Source organism: Alicyclobacillus pomorum DSM 14955 (assembly GCF_000472905.1).
Taxonomy (GTDB): domain Bacteria; phylum Bacillota; class Bacilli; order Alicyclobacillales; family Alicyclobacillaceae; genus Alicyclobacillus_A; species Alicyclobacillus_A pomorum.
This window is the reverse complement of the sequence record NZ_AXAR01000017.1, coordinates 1-17,058: the sequence shown is the minus strand read 5'-3', so window position 1 is coordinate 17,058 and position 17,058 is coordinate 1. Positions and strand designations below refer to the sequence as shown.

The 17,058-nt window shown below is 53.3% G+C and carries 12 protein-coding genes and 1 rRNA gene; 3 read left to right on the top strand and 10 right to left on the bottom strand.

Annotated elements, in window-relative coordinates:
* Window positions 1-15 precede the first annotated feature (15 nt).
* From YWK_RS0114910 to aspD, 4 genes are all read right to left on the bottom strand, one after another.
* A complete protein-coding gene (locus YWK_RS0114910; RefSeq protein WP_026965425.1) occupies window positions 16-1,392 on the bottom strand; it encodes a PTS ascorbate transporter subunit IIC in 1,377 nt (458 codons plus the stop codon).
* Window positions 1,393-1,410: 18 nt separating this feature from the next.
* A complete protein-coding gene (locus tag YWK_RS0114905; RefSeq protein WP_026965424.1) occupies window positions 1,411-1,680 on the bottom strand; it encodes a PTS sugar transporter subunit IIB in 270 nt (89 codons plus the stop codon).
* 32 nt (window positions 1,681-1,712) lie between these two features.
* Window positions 1,713-3,935 (bottom strand): BglG family transcription antiterminator, encoded by a 2,223-nt coding sequence (locus YWK_RS0114900; RefSeq protein WP_026965423.1) that lies wholly within the window; start codon window positions 3,933-3,935, stop codon window positions 1,713-1,715.
* 165 nt (window positions 3,936-4,100) lie between these two features.
* On the bottom strand, window positions 4,101-5,735 hold the full coding sequence (aspD, locus tag YWK_RS0114895; RefSeq protein WP_026965422.1) for an aspartate 4-decarboxylase: 1,635 nt from the start codon (window positions 5,733-5,735) through the stop codon (window positions 4,101-4,103).
* 239 nt (window positions 5,736-5,974) lie between these two features.
* Between aspD and YWK_RS0114890 the strand changes: the two genes are divergently transcribed.
* A complete protein-coding gene (locus tag YWK_RS0114890; protein WP_026965421.1) occupies window positions 5,975-7,303 on the top strand; it encodes an amino acid permease in 1,329 nt (442 codons plus the stop codon).
* Between the two features lie 131 nt (window positions 7,304-7,434).
* Here YWK_RS0114890 and YWK_RS20165 read toward each other — a convergent pair whose 3' ends face one another.
* The 3 genes from YWK_RS20165 to YWK_RS0114875 all read right to left on the bottom strand — a co-directional run bounded on the left by YWK_RS20165 (window position 7,435) and on the right by YWK_RS0114875 (window position 10,232).
* Window positions 7,435-9,015, bottom strand: a complete 1,581-nt coding sequence (locus tag YWK_RS20165; RefSeq protein WP_169727194.1) for a PAS domain-containing sensor histidine kinase — start codon at window positions 9,013-9,015, stop codon at window positions 7,435-7,437.
* Window positions 9,016-9,412: 397 nt separating this feature from the next.
* Window positions 9,413-9,775 (bottom strand): hypothetical protein, encoded by a 363-nt coding sequence (locus YWK_RS0114880; protein ID WP_026965420.1) that lies wholly within the window; start codon window positions 9,773-9,775, stop codon window positions 9,413-9,415.
* Between the two features lie 199 nt (window positions 9,776-9,974).
* Window positions 9,975-10,232, bottom strand: coding sequence for an HPr family phosphocarrier protein (locus YWK_RS0114875; protein WP_026965419.1), 258 nt, complete (start codon window positions 10,230-10,232; stop codon window positions 9,975-9,977).
* 202 nt (window positions 10,233-10,434) lie between these two features.
* Here YWK_RS0114875 and YWK_RS0114870 point away from each other — a divergent pair, with 202 nt between their 5' ends.
* Together YWK_RS0114870 and odhB are read left to right on the top strand one after the other, a co-directional pair.
* The gene (locus YWK_RS0114870; RefSeq protein ID WP_026965418.1) at window positions 10,435-13,284 is read left to right on the top strand and encodes a 2-oxoglutarate dehydrogenase E1 component; all 2,850 of its coding nucleotides are present in this window, start codon (window positions 10,435-10,437) and stop codon (window positions 13,282-13,284) included.
* A 14-nt stretch (window positions 13,285-13,298) separates the two neighbouring features.
* Entirely contained in the window at window positions 13,299-14,579 is a 1,281-nt protein-coding gene (gene odhB, locus YWK_RS0114865; protein WP_026965417.1) for a 2-oxoglutarate dehydrogenase complex dihydrolipoyllysine-residue succinyltransferase, read from the top strand.
* Between the two features lie 86 nt (window positions 14,580-14,665).
* Here the strand turns inward: odhB and YWK_RS0114860 are convergent, their stop codons facing one another.
* The 3 genes from YWK_RS0114860 to rrf all read right to left on the bottom strand — a co-directional run bounded on the left by YWK_RS0114860 (window position 14,666) and on the right by rrf (window position 17,010).
* A complete protein-coding gene (locus YWK_RS0114860) occupies window positions 14,666-16,111 on the bottom strand; it encodes a PTS transporter subunit EIIC (protein ID WP_026965416.1) in 1,446 nt (481 codons plus the stop codon).
* 35 nt (window positions 16,112-16,146) lie between these two features.
* On the bottom strand, window positions 16,147-16,617 hold the full coding sequence (locus tag YWK_RS0114855; protein WP_026965415.1) for a PTS transporter subunit EIIC: 471 nt from the start codon (window positions 16,615-16,617) through the stop codon (window positions 16,147-16,149).
* A gap of 276 nt (window positions 16,618-16,893) precedes the next feature.
* Window positions 16,894-17,010, bottom strand: a 5S ribosomal RNA gene (rrf, locus tag YWK_RS0114850).
* Window positions 17,011-17,058 lie beyond the last annotated feature (48 nt).

Sequence of the window (17,058 nt, the reverse complement as noted above, 5' to 3'; positions counted from 1 at the left end):
CAGGAGACCGCTCTTTCACGCCTGAATGGAAGAGTCTGAAGTGGCTTTCGCAGCACTCCGCTTCGTAACCAAGCTCGCGAGTCCAACCAGGATGACGCAGATGACAATGGTCAAGATGTACGCGCCAGCCACGCCAGTTTTGGCAATCAACCCACCAAAAATACCGACCCAGCAGAAATCACTGTCACCGAACGTGGTGTTCGCCAGTCCGAGAGATCCAAGGAACGCGAGCAACAGTGCCGGAAGGACAGTGATCAAGAGGCCATTGATGAAGGCCCCAATGACGGCGCCGCGGCGTCCCCCTGTTGCATTCCCAAAGACACCTGCCGTACCGCCATCGAAGAAGTGCGGCACCATGCCTGGTATGATGAGTGCCAGGCCCAGCGGGCCCATGAGAAACATGCCGACAATACCGCCGACGAGACTGGAGATGAACCCGACCAACACAGCCGTTGGTGCAAACGGAAACACCGTCGGACAGTCGAGTGCCGGAACCGCATTCGGGACAATCTTTTGTGCAATCCCCTGGAAAGCCGGAATGATTTCCGCCAGAATCATCCGCACGCCCATCAACACGACAGCGATACCAGCGCCAAACGTCATCGCTTGAACCAGAGAGTACATAATGTAGTTGCTACCCTGCGTGTAATCCGCAATGGCCTTCGGTCCTGCCGCAATGGCGAGGATCAGGTAGAGAATCATCATCGTGAGCGTAGTCATCACCAGAGAATCCCGTAGGAATCCCATCTTTGGCGAAACCTTGATTTCCTCCGTGGTTCGGCTGTTTTTGCCGACGAATTTACCGACTACAGCAGACGTGATGTAACCCAGCGTGTTAAAGTGTCCCAAGGCGAATTCCGCGCCGCCTGTCACCTTTTTCGTGAATGGATGCACAAATGCAGGCATGATGGTGGAAACGGTGCCCGCCAAAATAGCGCCAATGATGGCTTGGTTGGTCCCCGTGATTCCGGCACTTCCCAGCACAACGGCAATCACAGTCGCCATGAAGAAAAGGTGGTGGCCAGTGAGGAAGATGAACTTCGCCCGGGTAAACCGTGCAAGGAGCAAGTTGACCACAAACCCGAGCCCCATGATGATGGCGGTCTGTGCGCCGAATGCCTTTTGTGCGACGCCGACAATCGCTTCATTGGTGGGAATGACACCGTGCAGGTGGAATCCGGCTTGAACCATATTTCCGAGCGGCGCCAGCGCACCGACAATGATGTTGGCGCCACCAGACAGAATGAGGAAGCCGACAATCACTTTCAGCGTTCCAGTGATAATGTCGCTGAAGGACTTGCGAAGGGTAATTAAACCGATGAGCGCGATGATACCAACCAGCAGTTCGGCTTGGTCCAAAATTTCATGAACAATAAAGTGGATGATGCCCATTTGCGCCAGTCCCCTTTCTTATTTCGGCAGCACGGTCAACAGTTTGTCTTTCATTTCTTGTTTGTCGACGTAGTTTTTGATTTCCAAAATCGGTACCCCTTTGTCTTTCAACAGGGGAGCAAACTCGGACGACGTCACAATGATGTCCGCCATCTCAGACTTCGCCATGCCGATGTCCGAGGTGGCCACCGTTGCAGTGACACCCAGTTCCTTCAATACAGACTCAATCGTCATCCGGAGCACCATGCTGCTACCAAATCCCATTCCACATACCGCGAGAATTTTCATTGATTTGCATCCTCCTTATCCAGTTCAACGTATTAGGCAACGACCCGTCCAATGGTTTCAAGTACGCGCGCCACGGAATCCGCCGAGCGAATGTCTTTGAGCGCAGTTTCGTCCGCCAGAAGCCGCATTAAATCAGAGAGCGCCTGCAAGTGCTGGTGCTGATCCACGGCGGCAAAGGCAATCGCGATATCCACTGGATCGTTATCCTTGTGACCAAATCGAATTCCTTCCGAGAGCGTCACTAGACTCATGCACACACGTCGCACCCCATCTTCCGGTCTCGCATGCAGAATGGCTACGCCAGGCACAATCACCATATACGGCCCGTTCACTTCCAAGGACGTTTTCACGGCCTCCACATATCGAGGTTCCACTGCCCCCGCCTGGACCAGCAATTCACCTGCCACCTCAATGACTTCGGCTCGGTTCTGGGCGCGATTCTGAACCCGGATACAATCCTCGGTCAGTACATCGAGCATTCGTAAAACCTTCTTTCTGTTTCTCTCTACCGTGTTCATTTCGCTGTCCTGTCTACCCTGTCGCAAGAAGAGGTATGGGCTCACTCTATCGAGCATGCGGTCGATTTCCTCTTCGACCGCTGTCGGTTCCAAAATCTCGAAATACTGGCTGATCAGTGTTTGCATCGATGCTTTCAAACGGGCTGCAACAGATGCCGCGTTCGACTCGCCAACCACGGTCGCCACCCAACGTTGGAGTCTGTGGTAATCCGGAAGCGGCAACAACGGGTTGACCACGATGTGCGGACAGGGAACATGAGTCAAAGGCACCGTGGATACGATGACATCGGCGTCCACGAGTGATTTTCTCTGCACTTGCTCCTGATCCACGACTCGGACCACGTGTAGATTCGTCAAACTGGCCTCAATGCGGGACTGCAGAATCTTCCCTGTGCCGATTCCTCCAGCACAGACCACCCAAGCCCGGATTTTGCCGCTGCCACCTTGCGGTCGTTCTCGCCTGCGCTCCAGTGCAGCTCCAAAGTGCAATGCAATGTAACCAATCTCCGCCGCGTTGATGGACTTTCCTATTAGACTTTCGAGCCGCTGTCCTGCAACCACCGCAGCATAATACGCCAACGCGTGATCCTCTTTGATCTCATCCAACAACTCATTCTGGATGGCCACCCCGTGCAACAAGCGGTAGACCATTGGCTTGATGTGAAGAATAAGCCCGCGAAACAGCTCTTCATCCGTGCTAAACATGACCCCAAGTCCGGTGTCGACGGCAGACAACATCTGTCTCACCAAGGTTTCTGAAAACGGATCATATTGAGACTCTACATCTGCCGCGTCGAGTTCAAGATTGGGGTACAATCCCAGCATGTGCAGAGTCAGCGCGGCAGACTCCTCGTCACCCAGCGTCACGCGAAACACATTCCGCAGCTGGTCCACGAATTGAACCGCGAAGGCGTACTCGCTCGTCTCCTGAAGCTGCCTGACGTTAGATTTCGTCAATAAAACCTGGTGTCCGCGTTTCACTCGTTTCAAAGTGACAGCGGCGTACAGTGCGACCTTCGTCCACCACGGCGAGCTGTGCGGACGCTGCCGGACCGTTCCACCAAGTAGTTGAACAATCCGGACCAGATCCTCAACGTCCAGAAAACCTTCCAGCACATGACCGTCCACCTGAGTCGTCAGGCGTTCGCAGAATGACTCGGGGCCGTCACACAAATCCAAGTCCTCCACCCGTTGGCAAGCCATGAGCAGCAACTTGAAACAAGCGTGGCGCCGCAACAACTCGGAGCCTTCCACCTTCGCCCCGTAATGCGGCTTGCGAGTCAACTGTAAGCCCAATCCAACCAGCCAGGACTCTGCTCTGTCCATGTCGGCGTACACCGTACGTGGACTGGCTTGGAGCAAATCCTGAATCTGTTTGACGACAATCGGCTGTTCCGCCGTCAACAATACGGAAAGTAGCCGGTGCAACCTGAGCTCCGGAACAGCCACCGCCGAAAGCCCAGGAGATTGCCGCAGTTGCTCTTGGATGTGTGCCTTCGCGTCGGGTTCTCCGTCCAGCCACACACCGTTACGCTGACGAATCAGTCGTACCGGCAAGTCCTCGCACAGCTTCGCAATCTCATCGAGGTCATAGCGGATACTTCGTGTGCTCAGATGGTACCGCTCCGCCAACTCTCCAGTCGTTGTCGCTCCAGAGCGTCCCAGCAGGTCGTGAAATATCTCTCGAACACGGGACTTCCTGAAACGCAACGTCGCCAGCAGTGCTTCCGTGTTCACGTTTCACCCCTCCTGCACGTTGACGATCCGGAAGTGTATTGCAAGAATTGAATTCTATGAAAGCCCTTACAGAGTTGATTTTATGCCTATGGAATGGTGAATTCAATTGCAAAAAACAGCATCTAATTTCCGTTATGTAGCGGAAGAAAGGTGCGAAATAGTGACCTAGCCTCCGTTCGCCCGTCTCCACTCGTCAACGTAACCTTCTAACGCGGTGTGCAGTTCGCGCCCAATCTGCGCATATGCGTCGTCATCCAAATTTGCGAGAGAGACCCGGATGGACCATTCTGGACCGTAAAATCCGCCCCCGCTCAGCAGTACGATGGAAGAGTTCTCCGCCAGACGAAACAGAATATCCACCGGCTCATAGTGCTGCGTCAAGTAATCCGCGAAGGCGCTGCCATATTTCGCATTGGCCCACTCGGCCAGGTCGAACTCCGTGTAATAGTTGACATCGTATGGCACGTTCGGTACTGGCAATCCCAGTCCTTCGTAAAGAAGCTGCTTGCGTCGACGGCAAATGTCCTTCGTCAGTTGCTTGTAGCGTTGCTCTTTGTCCAATAGAGCAAACACAGAAAACAGCGCCATCTGCACTTGCTGCGGCGTAGACAAACCAGCCGTGTGATTTAACGCCACCTGGCGACTGTCGGCCACCATGCGGTCGATAAATCGAATGCCTTCCGGGTGCTGAGTCAGCGAAGCGTAGCGTTTGTTCAAAATCTCCACTTTGTCTTCCGGCAACTGCTTCAGTAGGTGGTCAAACACATTGTGTTCATGAATCGCCACAACGCCTAAACGCCATCCCGTCACCCCGAAGTACTTTGAATACGAGTACACACCAATCGTATTGAATGGCAAGTCCGCCATCAGAGAACGGAAGTGATCAGCGAACGTGCAGTACACGTCGTCTGATATAATCATCAAATTCGGATTGTGCTGTTTCACAATGTCGACCAGCTGTTGCACGGATTCCGGCTGTATCGCCACTGAGGGAGGATTGCTCGGGTTCACCAAAAACAGCGCTTTGATGGACGGATCTTTGAGCTTTTCCAACTCCGTCGTTGGATATTGCCAGGAATGGATGCCTGCGTCGGTCATCCCTGTCGCCTTGATACGCACGACGTCGAAGTTGTAGCGTGCCAAATGCGGAATCTCTACATAGGGTGGGAAGATTGGAACCATGATGGCAATCTTGTCGCCACAGGAAAGGAGGTAGTTCTCCAGAAGCGAGTCAAAAATGTAACACATGGCGGCCGTTGCGCCTTCTACCGCAAACACATCAAACTTGCCAGAGGATGTGTCGTGGTTGCACATCTCTTGAATCAGGTAGTCGTGAACCACCTTTTCCACGTGCACCAACATCCTGTCCGGCATCGGATAGTTGTCACCAATCGTACCGTCGACCAACTCGTAGACCCACGCGTCCGGGTCAAAGCCCTTCTCCCGTATCCCGTATTCCACGATGTCATATAGGAGCTTCATGCCCGGCATCTGCTCGTTGTTCCGTACGAAGTCCTGAAATCGGCCAGCAATCCCTGCGACATTCGGCTTTCCGGCCAGGTCGTGCTCGTCCCACACTCGGCGGCTTTCTTGAACCGCAAAGTACCCTAATGCGAAGAACGCCTCCCTGGGTGTCGCCGCAATCCAGTTTGGGTTTCCCCGGCCTGCGTCCAGCATTGCTCGTGCACTTTTCTTCTCTCCCTCTTTCGCGAGACGGATGAGTTGGTTCCGAAACTCGAAAGGGCTGATTCCCTCATATGCTCGCTCCATGATGCGACGTTCTGCTTGTTCATAGTCCATGTCCAACAACTCCTTACGCTGCGGCGCACACAGTGCAGTTCTGTCCGTTCTTGAAGCCGAAGATCATTATTCGCTTTGCGTGCTGGAGCTATTCTGCGTTCAGCCCACGATTGTCCATTTGACAAAACCTATCTCTCCTCATACACTCACTTTATTGCATAAAAGCACAAAAGCATAACAGCGATAAAGGGGCATCTTTGACACGGCAATGACGTGCCTCAATGTGGGAAGGAGACAACATGAGCGACATCAAATCTGACATGGACAGGCGGTTAAAGCCTCGTCACATCATGATGCTGACACTTGGCGGAACCATCGGGTCTGGAATCTTCAAAGGGAGTAGTTCGTCCATTGGACTGGCAGGGCCGGGCGTAATCATTCCATATCTCATCGGCGGAATGATTCTGTATATCGTGATGAAAAGTATGGCGGAGCTGGCCGTAAGCCAACCGAATGCAAGGACCTTGCGCGACCTGATGGAACCGATTTTGGGCAAATTTACAGGGTACAGCGTAGGTTGGTTGTACTGGGTCAACTGGGTTCTGGTCATGGCCGCAGAAATGGCCGCAGCTGCATCGTTCATGCAATATTGGTTGCCAAACGTTCCACTCTGGGTTCTTGCACTTGTCATGTCTCTCATCATGACCATCGCGAACCTATTTCCCGTTCAAATCTACGGGGAGATGGAGTATTGGTTGGCAGGCGTAAAGATTGCCACACTCGTACTATTTGTTGTCCTCGGTTCCGTATTGGTATTGGGTCGACACCCTCACGAAGCTGCGCAGAATTTGCTTGGACACGGTGGGATATTTCCGCATGGAGTCAGTGGCTTATTGTCAGCCATGCTTGTGGTGATGTTTTCTTTTGGTGGCGTTGAAATGATTGGTATGACTCTGGGTGAAACGCAGGACCCCGAAAGAACGATTCCGCGGGCGGTTCGCGGTGTCATCCTTCGCGTAATTTTGTTTTACGTGCTTCCAATTCTCGTCATCGTAAGCCTCGTTCCGTGGAATACCTTGGGATTTACGGAGAGCCCGTTTGTCCAAGTCTTTCGCGCGGTTGGCATTCCCTACGTCGGGAGTATCATGAACGCAGTCCTGCTCACCGCTGTCCTATCTGCGGTCAATACAGGAATGTACGCAGCATCCCGCATTCTCTACGCACAAGCTGTGCACGGTCAGGCACCCCAGTTTTTGGCCCGACTTTCACGAGGTAAAGTACCTGTACGCGCACTGCTCTGCAGCACCTTGTTTCTGTACGTAGGTGTCATCGTGGCGTTCTTTGCAAAAGGACAGACGTTTCAAGATCTAATGGTGTTCCCCGGCTACACGGTCATTCTCGTGTGGATCCTGCTGCTGGTGAGCAGGATGAAGCGCGGTGGTGTGACCTTTTCCGCGTTGGTTTCCTGCGTGGTCACAGTCGCCGTACTGATAGGAGTGGTGTGTACCACGCCCATCATCGCTACCCTTATCACCCTTGTAGGACTGGTCGCCATTGCCGCCAGTTACTGGGTACTACCGAAAGGGTTAGTTCCGATTTCCACTCCCCTGAAACAGCAGGACGCCTAGGAGAGAATAAGAAATACCCCGCTTGAGCAGCGGGGTATTTCTTATGGCAAGCCAATTGCAATCGCTCATTCCAACATGGAAAGCGCTAAAGACCATCCACCGAAGCATCTTTGTACAAGCCCCTGGACAGCTCATTGAGCGATGCCGAAGGAATCTGTATTGACGAAGTTTTCACGAGTGTGATTCCGTAGTTGGTCAGAAGCCATCGTGACAGCAGGAAGCGAGATGGTCACGGTGGTCCCAGACCCAACTTGACTTTGAATGTCCATCGTGCCGCCATGGCCTTGAATGATTTTATAACTGACCATCAGACCAAGCCCCGTACCGGTTTCCTTAGTGGTGAAGAACGGTTGTCCAATCAGGGGCAAATGCTCGGCTGCAATCCCATTCCCCTCGTCCACGAACTCCAAGTACACCCTGTCTCCCTGCGACTGGATCCTCACATACAAGTTACCACCGCGAGGCATCGCCTCGATGGCATTCTTGATGACATTGATGAATACCTGTTTCAACTGGTTCTCATCGCATTGGACCATCGGCGTGTTCTGCTCAAACTCCTGGTGAATTTGTACGTTGTTCAGGACCGCCCGTGAACTCAAAAGGGTGATGACCTCCTGTACGATGGAGACCACCTGAACCGCTTTGAATTTGCACTCTCGAGGCTTTGCAAGCATGAGGAGTTCATTCGTAATCACCTCGATACGCTGCAATTCACTGTGCATAATCTCGTAGAAGGGCAGGTCGTGGGACGATGCCTTGGCCCGCAGGATCTGAGTAAATCCCTTCAAGGCGGTCAACGGGTTCCGGATCTCGTGCGCCACGCCTGCGGCCAACTCTCCGACCGCTGCCAGCTTGTCCGACTTTCGCAACATCGCTTCAGATTCTTTGCGCTCCGTGATGTCCCGACATACCAACACCATGCGTCTCACGTTCTGCTGCTCATCGATGACCGGGACCCCACTCATTTCTACCGTGATCCACCGGCCCGATGCATGCTTCACACGGCACTCCGTCCGGAATGGACTATGTCCTTGAAACAATGTTTTGATACGCGGCAAATCATCTGGATGCACAGCTTCGGAAATATATTTTCCACCTTCTGCAACGAGGTGACGACCAATCAAATGTGTGTGTGACGGGGAAATATACTCTGCGGTTCCATCCACGTTCATGACAGCTATCGCATCAGTCATGTTTTGTTCTATTAAGCGAAACAACTCCGCCACGCGCTTGAGGTTCTCCTCCGTCTGCTTCCGTTGCGTCATGTCCCGAATCATGCATTTGATGGCTGGTCGACCATTATACGTCACGGGCACGCCAACAATCTCGACGACCCGAACCTCTCCAGTCAGTGTCAGAATCTGTTCCTCCAAAGCATCCGTAGCGATGCCTTGCTTCAATCGACCAATTCTCTCCTGTACAACTTCGCGATATTCCGGACAAACGAAGTCAAAGACAGGCTTCCCAATGAGTTCCTCTTTGTTGCGCGCACAAAAAAGATCCACGGCATACCGATTGGCATCGAGAATGATGCCATCACCGTGAATCAAAATCGGTTGTCGAATGCGCTCAACAAACAACCTGTATTCCTCGCGCGTATCGCGCAATGCTTTGTGCTGTCGGAAAAGGATGAGCAGAACCACCGGTACGACTACGGTTCCGAAAATCCACAAACCAAATACAGTGACAGGATACTGTACCCAGTGCGTCATCAACCATCCAGAAAAAAATATCCACATTAAGCCAATAAGGACGTAGAATACCCTTTGTTTCACCGGAGTTATATGGATTTTCCTCCACTCATGATCCCTGTGTTTCATATCCACAACACATATCCTCTCACTGTCAGACAATTTCCAATTGTATCCCTTCAACTATAAATATTCTTCGATTCTCCCTAATTTCCTCCTTATCTGAACGTTCGGATGCGCTGTAATAACTTCCAAATTACAGCGATGTACAAGATTCCACTGGCGTCGCTCAGCAGACCCGGGATGCGTCTTGCAAAATTCCATTTGGAATGGTTCAGCACACAAACGCGATGGTTTGTGCTGAACCAGTGGTAGTCTAGTGATTTTGCAAATTGCTAAGCGAACTTTGACGGCCACGTTACTTCTCCGCTGCCTCACTCACCTTTTTGACGAATTTCGCAAAGTCATGCGACTCATCTGCTCTCGGCAATCCAGTGAGCCGAATGGTCCCCTGGATTTTCGGATCAATCATGGTCACTATCACCAAGTCTTCAAACCGAACCCCCTCTGGTTTGCACAAACAAGCAGACACCTCTCCAAACAGCCGCTTATTCGGCTTCAGGGAAATGTCCACGTTGATTTCATACGTTCGTTCGGTTTGTCTACTTGTGACTTTGGTACTTCCCGTCCAACGAAACGTCTCCTGTTCCACATCGAAAGGGAGGGGATGTTTCTTGAATGCCCTCTCGATAATCCGCTTTTGTACTTCCAATTTGACCATGCATACGCCACCCGTTGTATGTAAGTTTGTCGTGGATGCCGGGGGCAAACCACCACGATATATTATCCGCCTGGGCGCGGCGCATGACAAATACCAGCGGAGAATCGCCTGCCGACAGGGCGGCGTTTGTCAGGCAAGCTTGGAGAAACAACGTCGATGCTTCCGGCCGAATCCGTTATCACAACATGTGCCCTAAGGCCTATCCTTCTTGGGAGACCAGTTGTACAAGCGTCTCGACGGCCTGCTCTTCGTCCGTGCCGTTGGCACTGATGGTGATCTCGCTTCCGTGACCCGCTGCTAATCCCATGAGCCCAAGAATACTCTTGGCATCCACGGACCTACCGTCCTTCGTAACCGTGATCTGGCTTCTGAATGTGTTTGCCCGTTTGACAAACTCAGCCGCCGGACGAGCATGCAATCCCTGGCGGAGTAATACAACAACGCTCCGTTCATACATGATATCTACCTCCACTCTTGTCCATGGGTGCTTTTGGTCTTAACATACCCGATTTCCGTGCCTCCTTTCATTCTCACTTTGTGATACAGTTCATCGAAATCCGGCATTGGAACACGCGTGCGCTACCTTGTAGGATCAAAGAAGGCCGGAGTATTTATTCGTTCATATACAACAAAATGTGACAGCAAAGAGGGGTTGCACTGTGGGGGACAATGCAGCAACAACGACCAGAGCACAGTTCTGGCAGGATTTTCACGGTCCCAATCGTGGCTACATTCTCGAGCTTTACGAGCAATATTTACAAGACCCAACCTCGGTTGATGAGGAAACTCGTGCGCTGTTTGACCAATTCGGCAACCCGGCGGACTTTGTCGGCAGCGGATCCGCAGGCGACGCACCGCTCGCAGCAAACGTACCGAGCAGTGTCCTGAGCCCGGATTTCGCGCGCCGTCTAGTCGCAGCGACGGAACTCGTACGAAACATCCGCAACTACGGCCATTTGGCGGCTCATATCGATCCGCTCTCCGAACCCACTCCGGTTCCCATTCTGGAACTGGCCGAGTACCAGTTGACCGAAGCTGATTTGGCGTCGATTCCCGCGTCCATGATTTGGCCCAACGCGCCACAAGATGTCCGGACGGGCTTGGACGCCGTCAAACGGCTGAAAGCGATTTACACTGGCGATTTGGCCTATGAATTTAACCAGGTCACGGATGTGGAAGAGCGCAAGTGGCTGGATCAAGTCGTTGAGTCCGATGAATTACACAGACCTTATTCTCCAGAAGAAAAACGCCAACTCCTGTATCGCCTGACTGAAGTGGAATCGTTCGAGAAGTTCCTGCATCGCACATTTGCCGGTCAAAAACGGTTCTCCATTGAAGGCGTTGACGCGATGGTCCCGATGCTCGACAAACTGGTCGAGTTGTCGGCTTCCGCAGGTACGCACAACGTGATGATTGGCATGGCCCACCGGGGACGCCTGAACGTACTTGCACACATTCTTCGCAAACCGTACGAAAAAATCTTTGCAGAATTTCACGGATCGCCAAACAAAGACCTGGTTCCGTCGGAAGGTTCCACGGGCATCAACCACGGTTGGACGGGCGACGTCAAATACCACATGGGTGCGAACCGCGTGATTGGCGAAGGCACGCAAGTGGAAGTCCGCATCACACTCGCAAACAATCCCAGTCACTTGGAATTCGTCAACCCGGTGATTGAAGGATATACACGCGCAGCGCAGGACGACCGCACGCACGGCGGCGCACCCTCGCAAGATGTGCAAAAGGCGATTGCGGTACAAATTCACGGTGACGCAGCATTCCCTGGGGAAGGCGTCGTTGCTGAAACGTTGAACCTGTCTCGACTGCGCGCCTACTCGACGGGTGGCACGATTCACATCATCGCCAACAACCACCTTGGCTTTACGGCTGAGGCAGACGAGGGCCGCTCCACCCGGTACGCGAGCGATCTCGCGAAAGGTTTCGAAATCCCTGTGGTGCACGTGTCTGCAGACAACCCAGAAGCGTGCCTGACAGCGATTCGCCTGGCGCACATGTACCGCGAACGCTTCCACAAGGACTTCTTGATTGACCTCATTGGATATCGTCGCTGGGGTCACAACGAAGGAGATGACCCATCTCCGACGCAACCGCTGCTCTACAAGAAGATTTCCGAACACCCGACGGTTCGCACGCTGTATGCGAACGCTCTGAAGACTGAAGGCGTGTTGTCCGAGCAAGACGCAGCGGCGATGGAAGCAGAAGTCCAACAAAAGCTGAAAGAAGCGTACGCAAGAGTCGGCGAGGTCGAGGAAGACGTTCCGTTTACCGAATGGGCGGTCTCAGACGTTGCCCCTGCACCCGTCTCGCTTGAGGAACTCAAGAAAATTAACGAGGCCTTGCTCACGTTCCCGTCCGACTTCGCGGTCTATCCAAAGCTGAAACGCATCTTGGAGCGTCGCCGCAACGCGTTGGACGAAGGCGGGAAAGTGGACTGGGCGCTGGCAGAATCCCTGGCGTTCTCCACCATTTTGGCGAACGGCACACCCATTCGCTTGACAGGTCAGGATTCAGAACGCGGCACGTTCGGCCATCGCCACCTCGTGTTGCATGACGTGAACACAAACAAAGAATTCGTTCCACTGCAGGCGCTGCCACAAGCAAAGGCTTCGTTTGCGGTGTATAACAGCGCTCTGTCGGAAGCAGCTGTGCTCGGCTTTGAATACGGCTATTCGGTATACGCCAAAGACGCGCTGGTCATGTGGGAAGCGCAATTCGGCGACTTTGCCAATACAGCGCAAGTTCTGATTGACCAATTCATCTCTGCCGGCATCTCCAAGTGGGGACAGTCGTCTGGTCTGGTGCTGTTGCTGCCGCACGGATACGAAGGACAGGGCCCAGAGCACTCCAGCGCTCGCCTGGAACGCTATCTGCAGCTGTCAGCCCAGAATAACTGGATGGTGGCCAACGTCACGACGGCAGCGCAGTACTTCCACTTGCTTCGTCTGCAAGCGGCAAGACTGGGTAAAACCGCTCGTCCGCTCGTCATCATGACGCCAAAGAGCCTGCTTCGCAATCAGAAGGCGATGTCGGACGGCACCGCGTTCAGCGAAGGCCGTTTCGAACCGATTCTGCGCGACACTCGCGCCTTGAAAGCGAAAGACATCAAGCGGTTAATCCTATGCAGCGGCAAAGTGGCTGTAGACCTCGAAAACGCGATGGAAAAGTCTGAACAAGACCTCACGTGGGTGGCCGTGGCTCGTATCGAGCAGCTCTACCCATTCCCGGAAGAAGAGTTGCAAGATGTCATCGCGCAGTACCCGGGATTGAAAGAAATCGTCTGGCTGCAGGAAGAACCGGAGAACATGGGCGCATGGACCTACATGCAACCGAAACTGCAAGCCCTGCTGCCTGCGAAGGTGAAGTTGCGCTACGTCGGTCGTCCAGAACAAGCCAGCCCGGCTGAAGGTCACGCACATGCACACAATGCGGAACAAGCTCGCATTCTCGACGAAGCACTGCAACCAACATTATCTGCTGTTTTACAGTGAGGGAGGCTGTCACAGTGAGTGAAGTGAAAGTTCCAGAGTTAGGCGAATCCATCGTCGAAGCAACGGTGGGGACATGGTTGAAAAAAGTGGGCGATACTGTCGATGCCGGCGAAGCCCTCGTCGAGCTCGAAACGGATAAAGTGAATATTGAAGTCATTGCCGACGAAGCAGGTGTGCTGCAGTCTATTGCAAAACAAACCGGAGACACCGTGGCGATTGGTGAGACGCTGGCTGTGATTGGCGCTGCTGGGTCCGCTCCTACGCCGGCTGCAGCATCTGCCGCTGCGCCTGCAGCACAAGAAGTGGCTGCCTCGGCTCCTGCCGCTGCGCCTGCGCCAACACCTGCAGCTCAGCCCACGGCAGCGCCGGAAGCAGAGTCCAATGGTCCAGTCCGGGCAACCCCTGCAATCCGTCGGGCTGCGCTGGAATTTGGCGTGGACATCAATAAAGTGAAGGGTACCGGCGAAAACGGGCGCATTGAACTTCGAGATCTTCTGGCCCATGTGGCGCCGAGTGCAAGTGCACCTGCTGCTACACCTGCAGCTCCGAAGGCCCCAGCACCGGCTGCGCCCGCAATTGTGAACAAGGGGTCGTTCCGCGAAGAAGAGCGCGTGCGCATGTCTCGTCGCCGCAGCACCATCGCGAAGCGTTTGGTCGAAGCGCAGCATACCGCTGCCATGTTGACCACGTTCAACGAAGTCGACATGACCGCCATCATGGAAGTTCGCAAGCGCCGCAAGGAAGCATTCAAGGAGAAGCATGGCGTTGGCCTTGGCTTCATGTCCTTCTTTACCAAGGCTACCGTTGGTGCATTGAAAGCATTCCCGCTGCTGAATGCAGAAATTCAAGGCGAAGACATCATCATCAAGAAGTACTACGACATCGGCGTCGCCGTCGCGACCGAACAAGGCTTGGTCGTTCCGGTGGTACGGAACGCGGATCGGTTGAGCTTTGCGGAAATCGAACGCGAGATTGCCACGCTGGCGAAACGCGCACGCGAGAACAAACTCAGCCTCCAAGACCTGCAAGGCGGTACGTTCACCATTACCAATGGCGGCGTCTTCGGGTCCTTGATGTCTACGCCTATCCTGAATGCGCCACAAGTGGGTATCCTGGGTATGCACGGCATCAAGGAGCGCCCGGTCGCTGTGAATGGACAAGTTGAGATTCGGCCAATGATGTACATTGCCCTGTCATACGATCACCGCATCGTCGACGGTGCGGAAGCCGTTCAGTTCCTCGCAAAGATCAAGGAACTCGTCGAAGATCCGGAATCTCTGTTGATTGAAGGCTAAGTTCGACAATATGAAACGGGGCTGTCTCAAGCGGGTATTGTAAACCACCCGCTCGGACAGCCCTTTTTTATGCAGTCCTTGATCCATTACATGTGCTGCTTCATTTCGTCGACAAGCGTATCGGCGATGGTACCCACGACGACCTGCGCATTGTGCTGATTCAGCTTGATTACGCCGCTGGCACCAAGGGCCTTCAACTGAGCCTCATTCAGCTTGCTTACGTCCTTCAAATTGAGCCGTAAGCGCGTCGTGCACGCTTCCACTTCCACGATGTTATCCGCTCCTCCGAGCGCTTCCACATACCCCTTGGCCTGAACAGACATCGGGTTTGCTTTCGCAGAGGTTGCTGAATCTGTGCGCTGTTCGGGGTCACCCGCAACCTGATATTCATCAAGGATGAATCCGCCGCCTACCGGCCCACTCGCGTCTTCGTCTTCACGTCCAGGGGTCTTGATATCGAACGCTTTAATGCTAAAGTAGAACACCACAAAGTAAATGACGCCAAAGACCAAGCCGATGGGGATGATCCACCAGCCATGGGTCGCGTAGTTTCGATTCAACACATAGTCAATCACACCGGCCGAAAACGTAAACCCGTCGCGAATACCCAGCGCGTAACACACAAACATCGAGACACCAGTGAGCACCGCGTGGAATACAAACAGCACGGGCGCAAGGAACATGAATGCAAACTCAATCGGTTCGGTGATACCGGTTAGAAATGCGGTGAATGCAGCGCTCCCCAGAACACCCGCGACAACGCTGCGTCGTTCCGGCTTGGCGACCAGAATCATCGCCAATGCAGCACCTGGTAGGCCGAACATCATGATAGGAAACATACCTGCCATGTAGCCGCCAGCATGCGGATCGCCCGCAAAGAAGCGGCTGAGGTCACCCGTCACGACACCGTGTGGGCCGTGGTAGGTTCCATATACGAACCAGATGTACGTGTTGATGACGTGGTGGAGACCAAGCGGAATGAGCAAGCGGTTGAACAAACCGTAGAACCCGGCGCCTATCGCGCCCGTTTCGCCCAGCCACTTACCGAGCGCATTAAATAGGTCTTGTACGTAAGGCCAAATGAGTCCAGCCACAATGGCAAGTACAATGGACAAAATAGAAATCAGAATGACGGCGAGTCCGCGTCCACCACCGATGTACTCGAGCATCCTTGACCGAGATTTCATTTCACTAAACTTGTTAAACAACCAACCTGTTAACAGGCCGCAAATGATGGCTCCCAGATAACTCAGGTTGTTATCCTTGTTGATGGCAACGGCGCCCCAGGACAAGATTTGATACGAGATAAATCCAGCTAAACCGGCGAGCCCGTGATTGTTTCTTGCGAACCCTACCGCGATACCAATCGCAAAGAGAAGCGGTAGGAAGTTGAACACCGCATTCCCCGCAGCCGCCATGAACGGTATATTCAACGTGTCCGGTTGCCCTAACCGCAGCAAGAGGCCCGCAACGGGCATGACGGCAATCGGCAACATGAGCGCCTTGCCAATTCTCTGTAGTTGACCGAGCATGAGTATCCCCCTTTATCGCCTGAGCATCAAAAGAATTAGTGCCAGGTGTGTCCAAGAATCAACGCGATGAACAGTGAAGCAAAGGCTGTGACCATTGGAACGAAGCGACGGCCGCCGAAGAATCCAAGCCAACTGGGCAGTTTTGTGTTGTAGAATCTGTTGTACATTAAGCCGGCAAGTACACCAGAGATAAGTCCAGCAACAAGAACAAACGCGCTTTTATCACTCGCGTCGATGGAGTTTTGAATGGCCGTCGCGCCTTGAATGATGACCTCATATCCCAGGAAAGCAGCCAATCCAGCCGCACCTTGGTTTTCTCTCGCAATGGCCACAGCCAGACCAATGGCCAGGATGGCCGAATAATTGGATAGGATTCCGTACCCCACAGAGAGCAGGAATGGCACGTTCAGCCCACTGGGCAGTCCCAAGTAGTATAGGATAGCGCCTATGAGGAAAATAACAGCCATCAAGAGAACGACTTTTAAGAGGCTCCCGTTGTTTTGCATAAACATCCCCCTTTTGTTGTAGTGTAAGCGTTTGCCGCCATGGACGAAAAAATGCAGACATGAACTATCACGTAGCTCATACCTGCATGCCATCCGCAGTAATACGCTAACCTTGGTCCTAAAATACATCAGGCAACCACATGATGCAATAGGTAGGTTGTGAGAGGTTAGAAATTACGTGCCTGCGGGCTAGACTTCACAAACCCAAGATAAGTGCTAACGCCCCGTTACATAAAAGAGCCCAGTGCGTGTAGCACTGAGCTCTTTTGCTCTCTTGCCTGGCGGCGTCCTACTTTCCCAGGGGCTCCCGCCCCAAGTATCATCGGCGCTGGAGGTCTTAACGGTCGTGTTCGGGATGGGTACGCGTGTTTCCCCTCCGCCATTGCCACCAGACATCTATGTATGCTCATCGCACATCTTGTGCGTTGAGTTACATCCTTC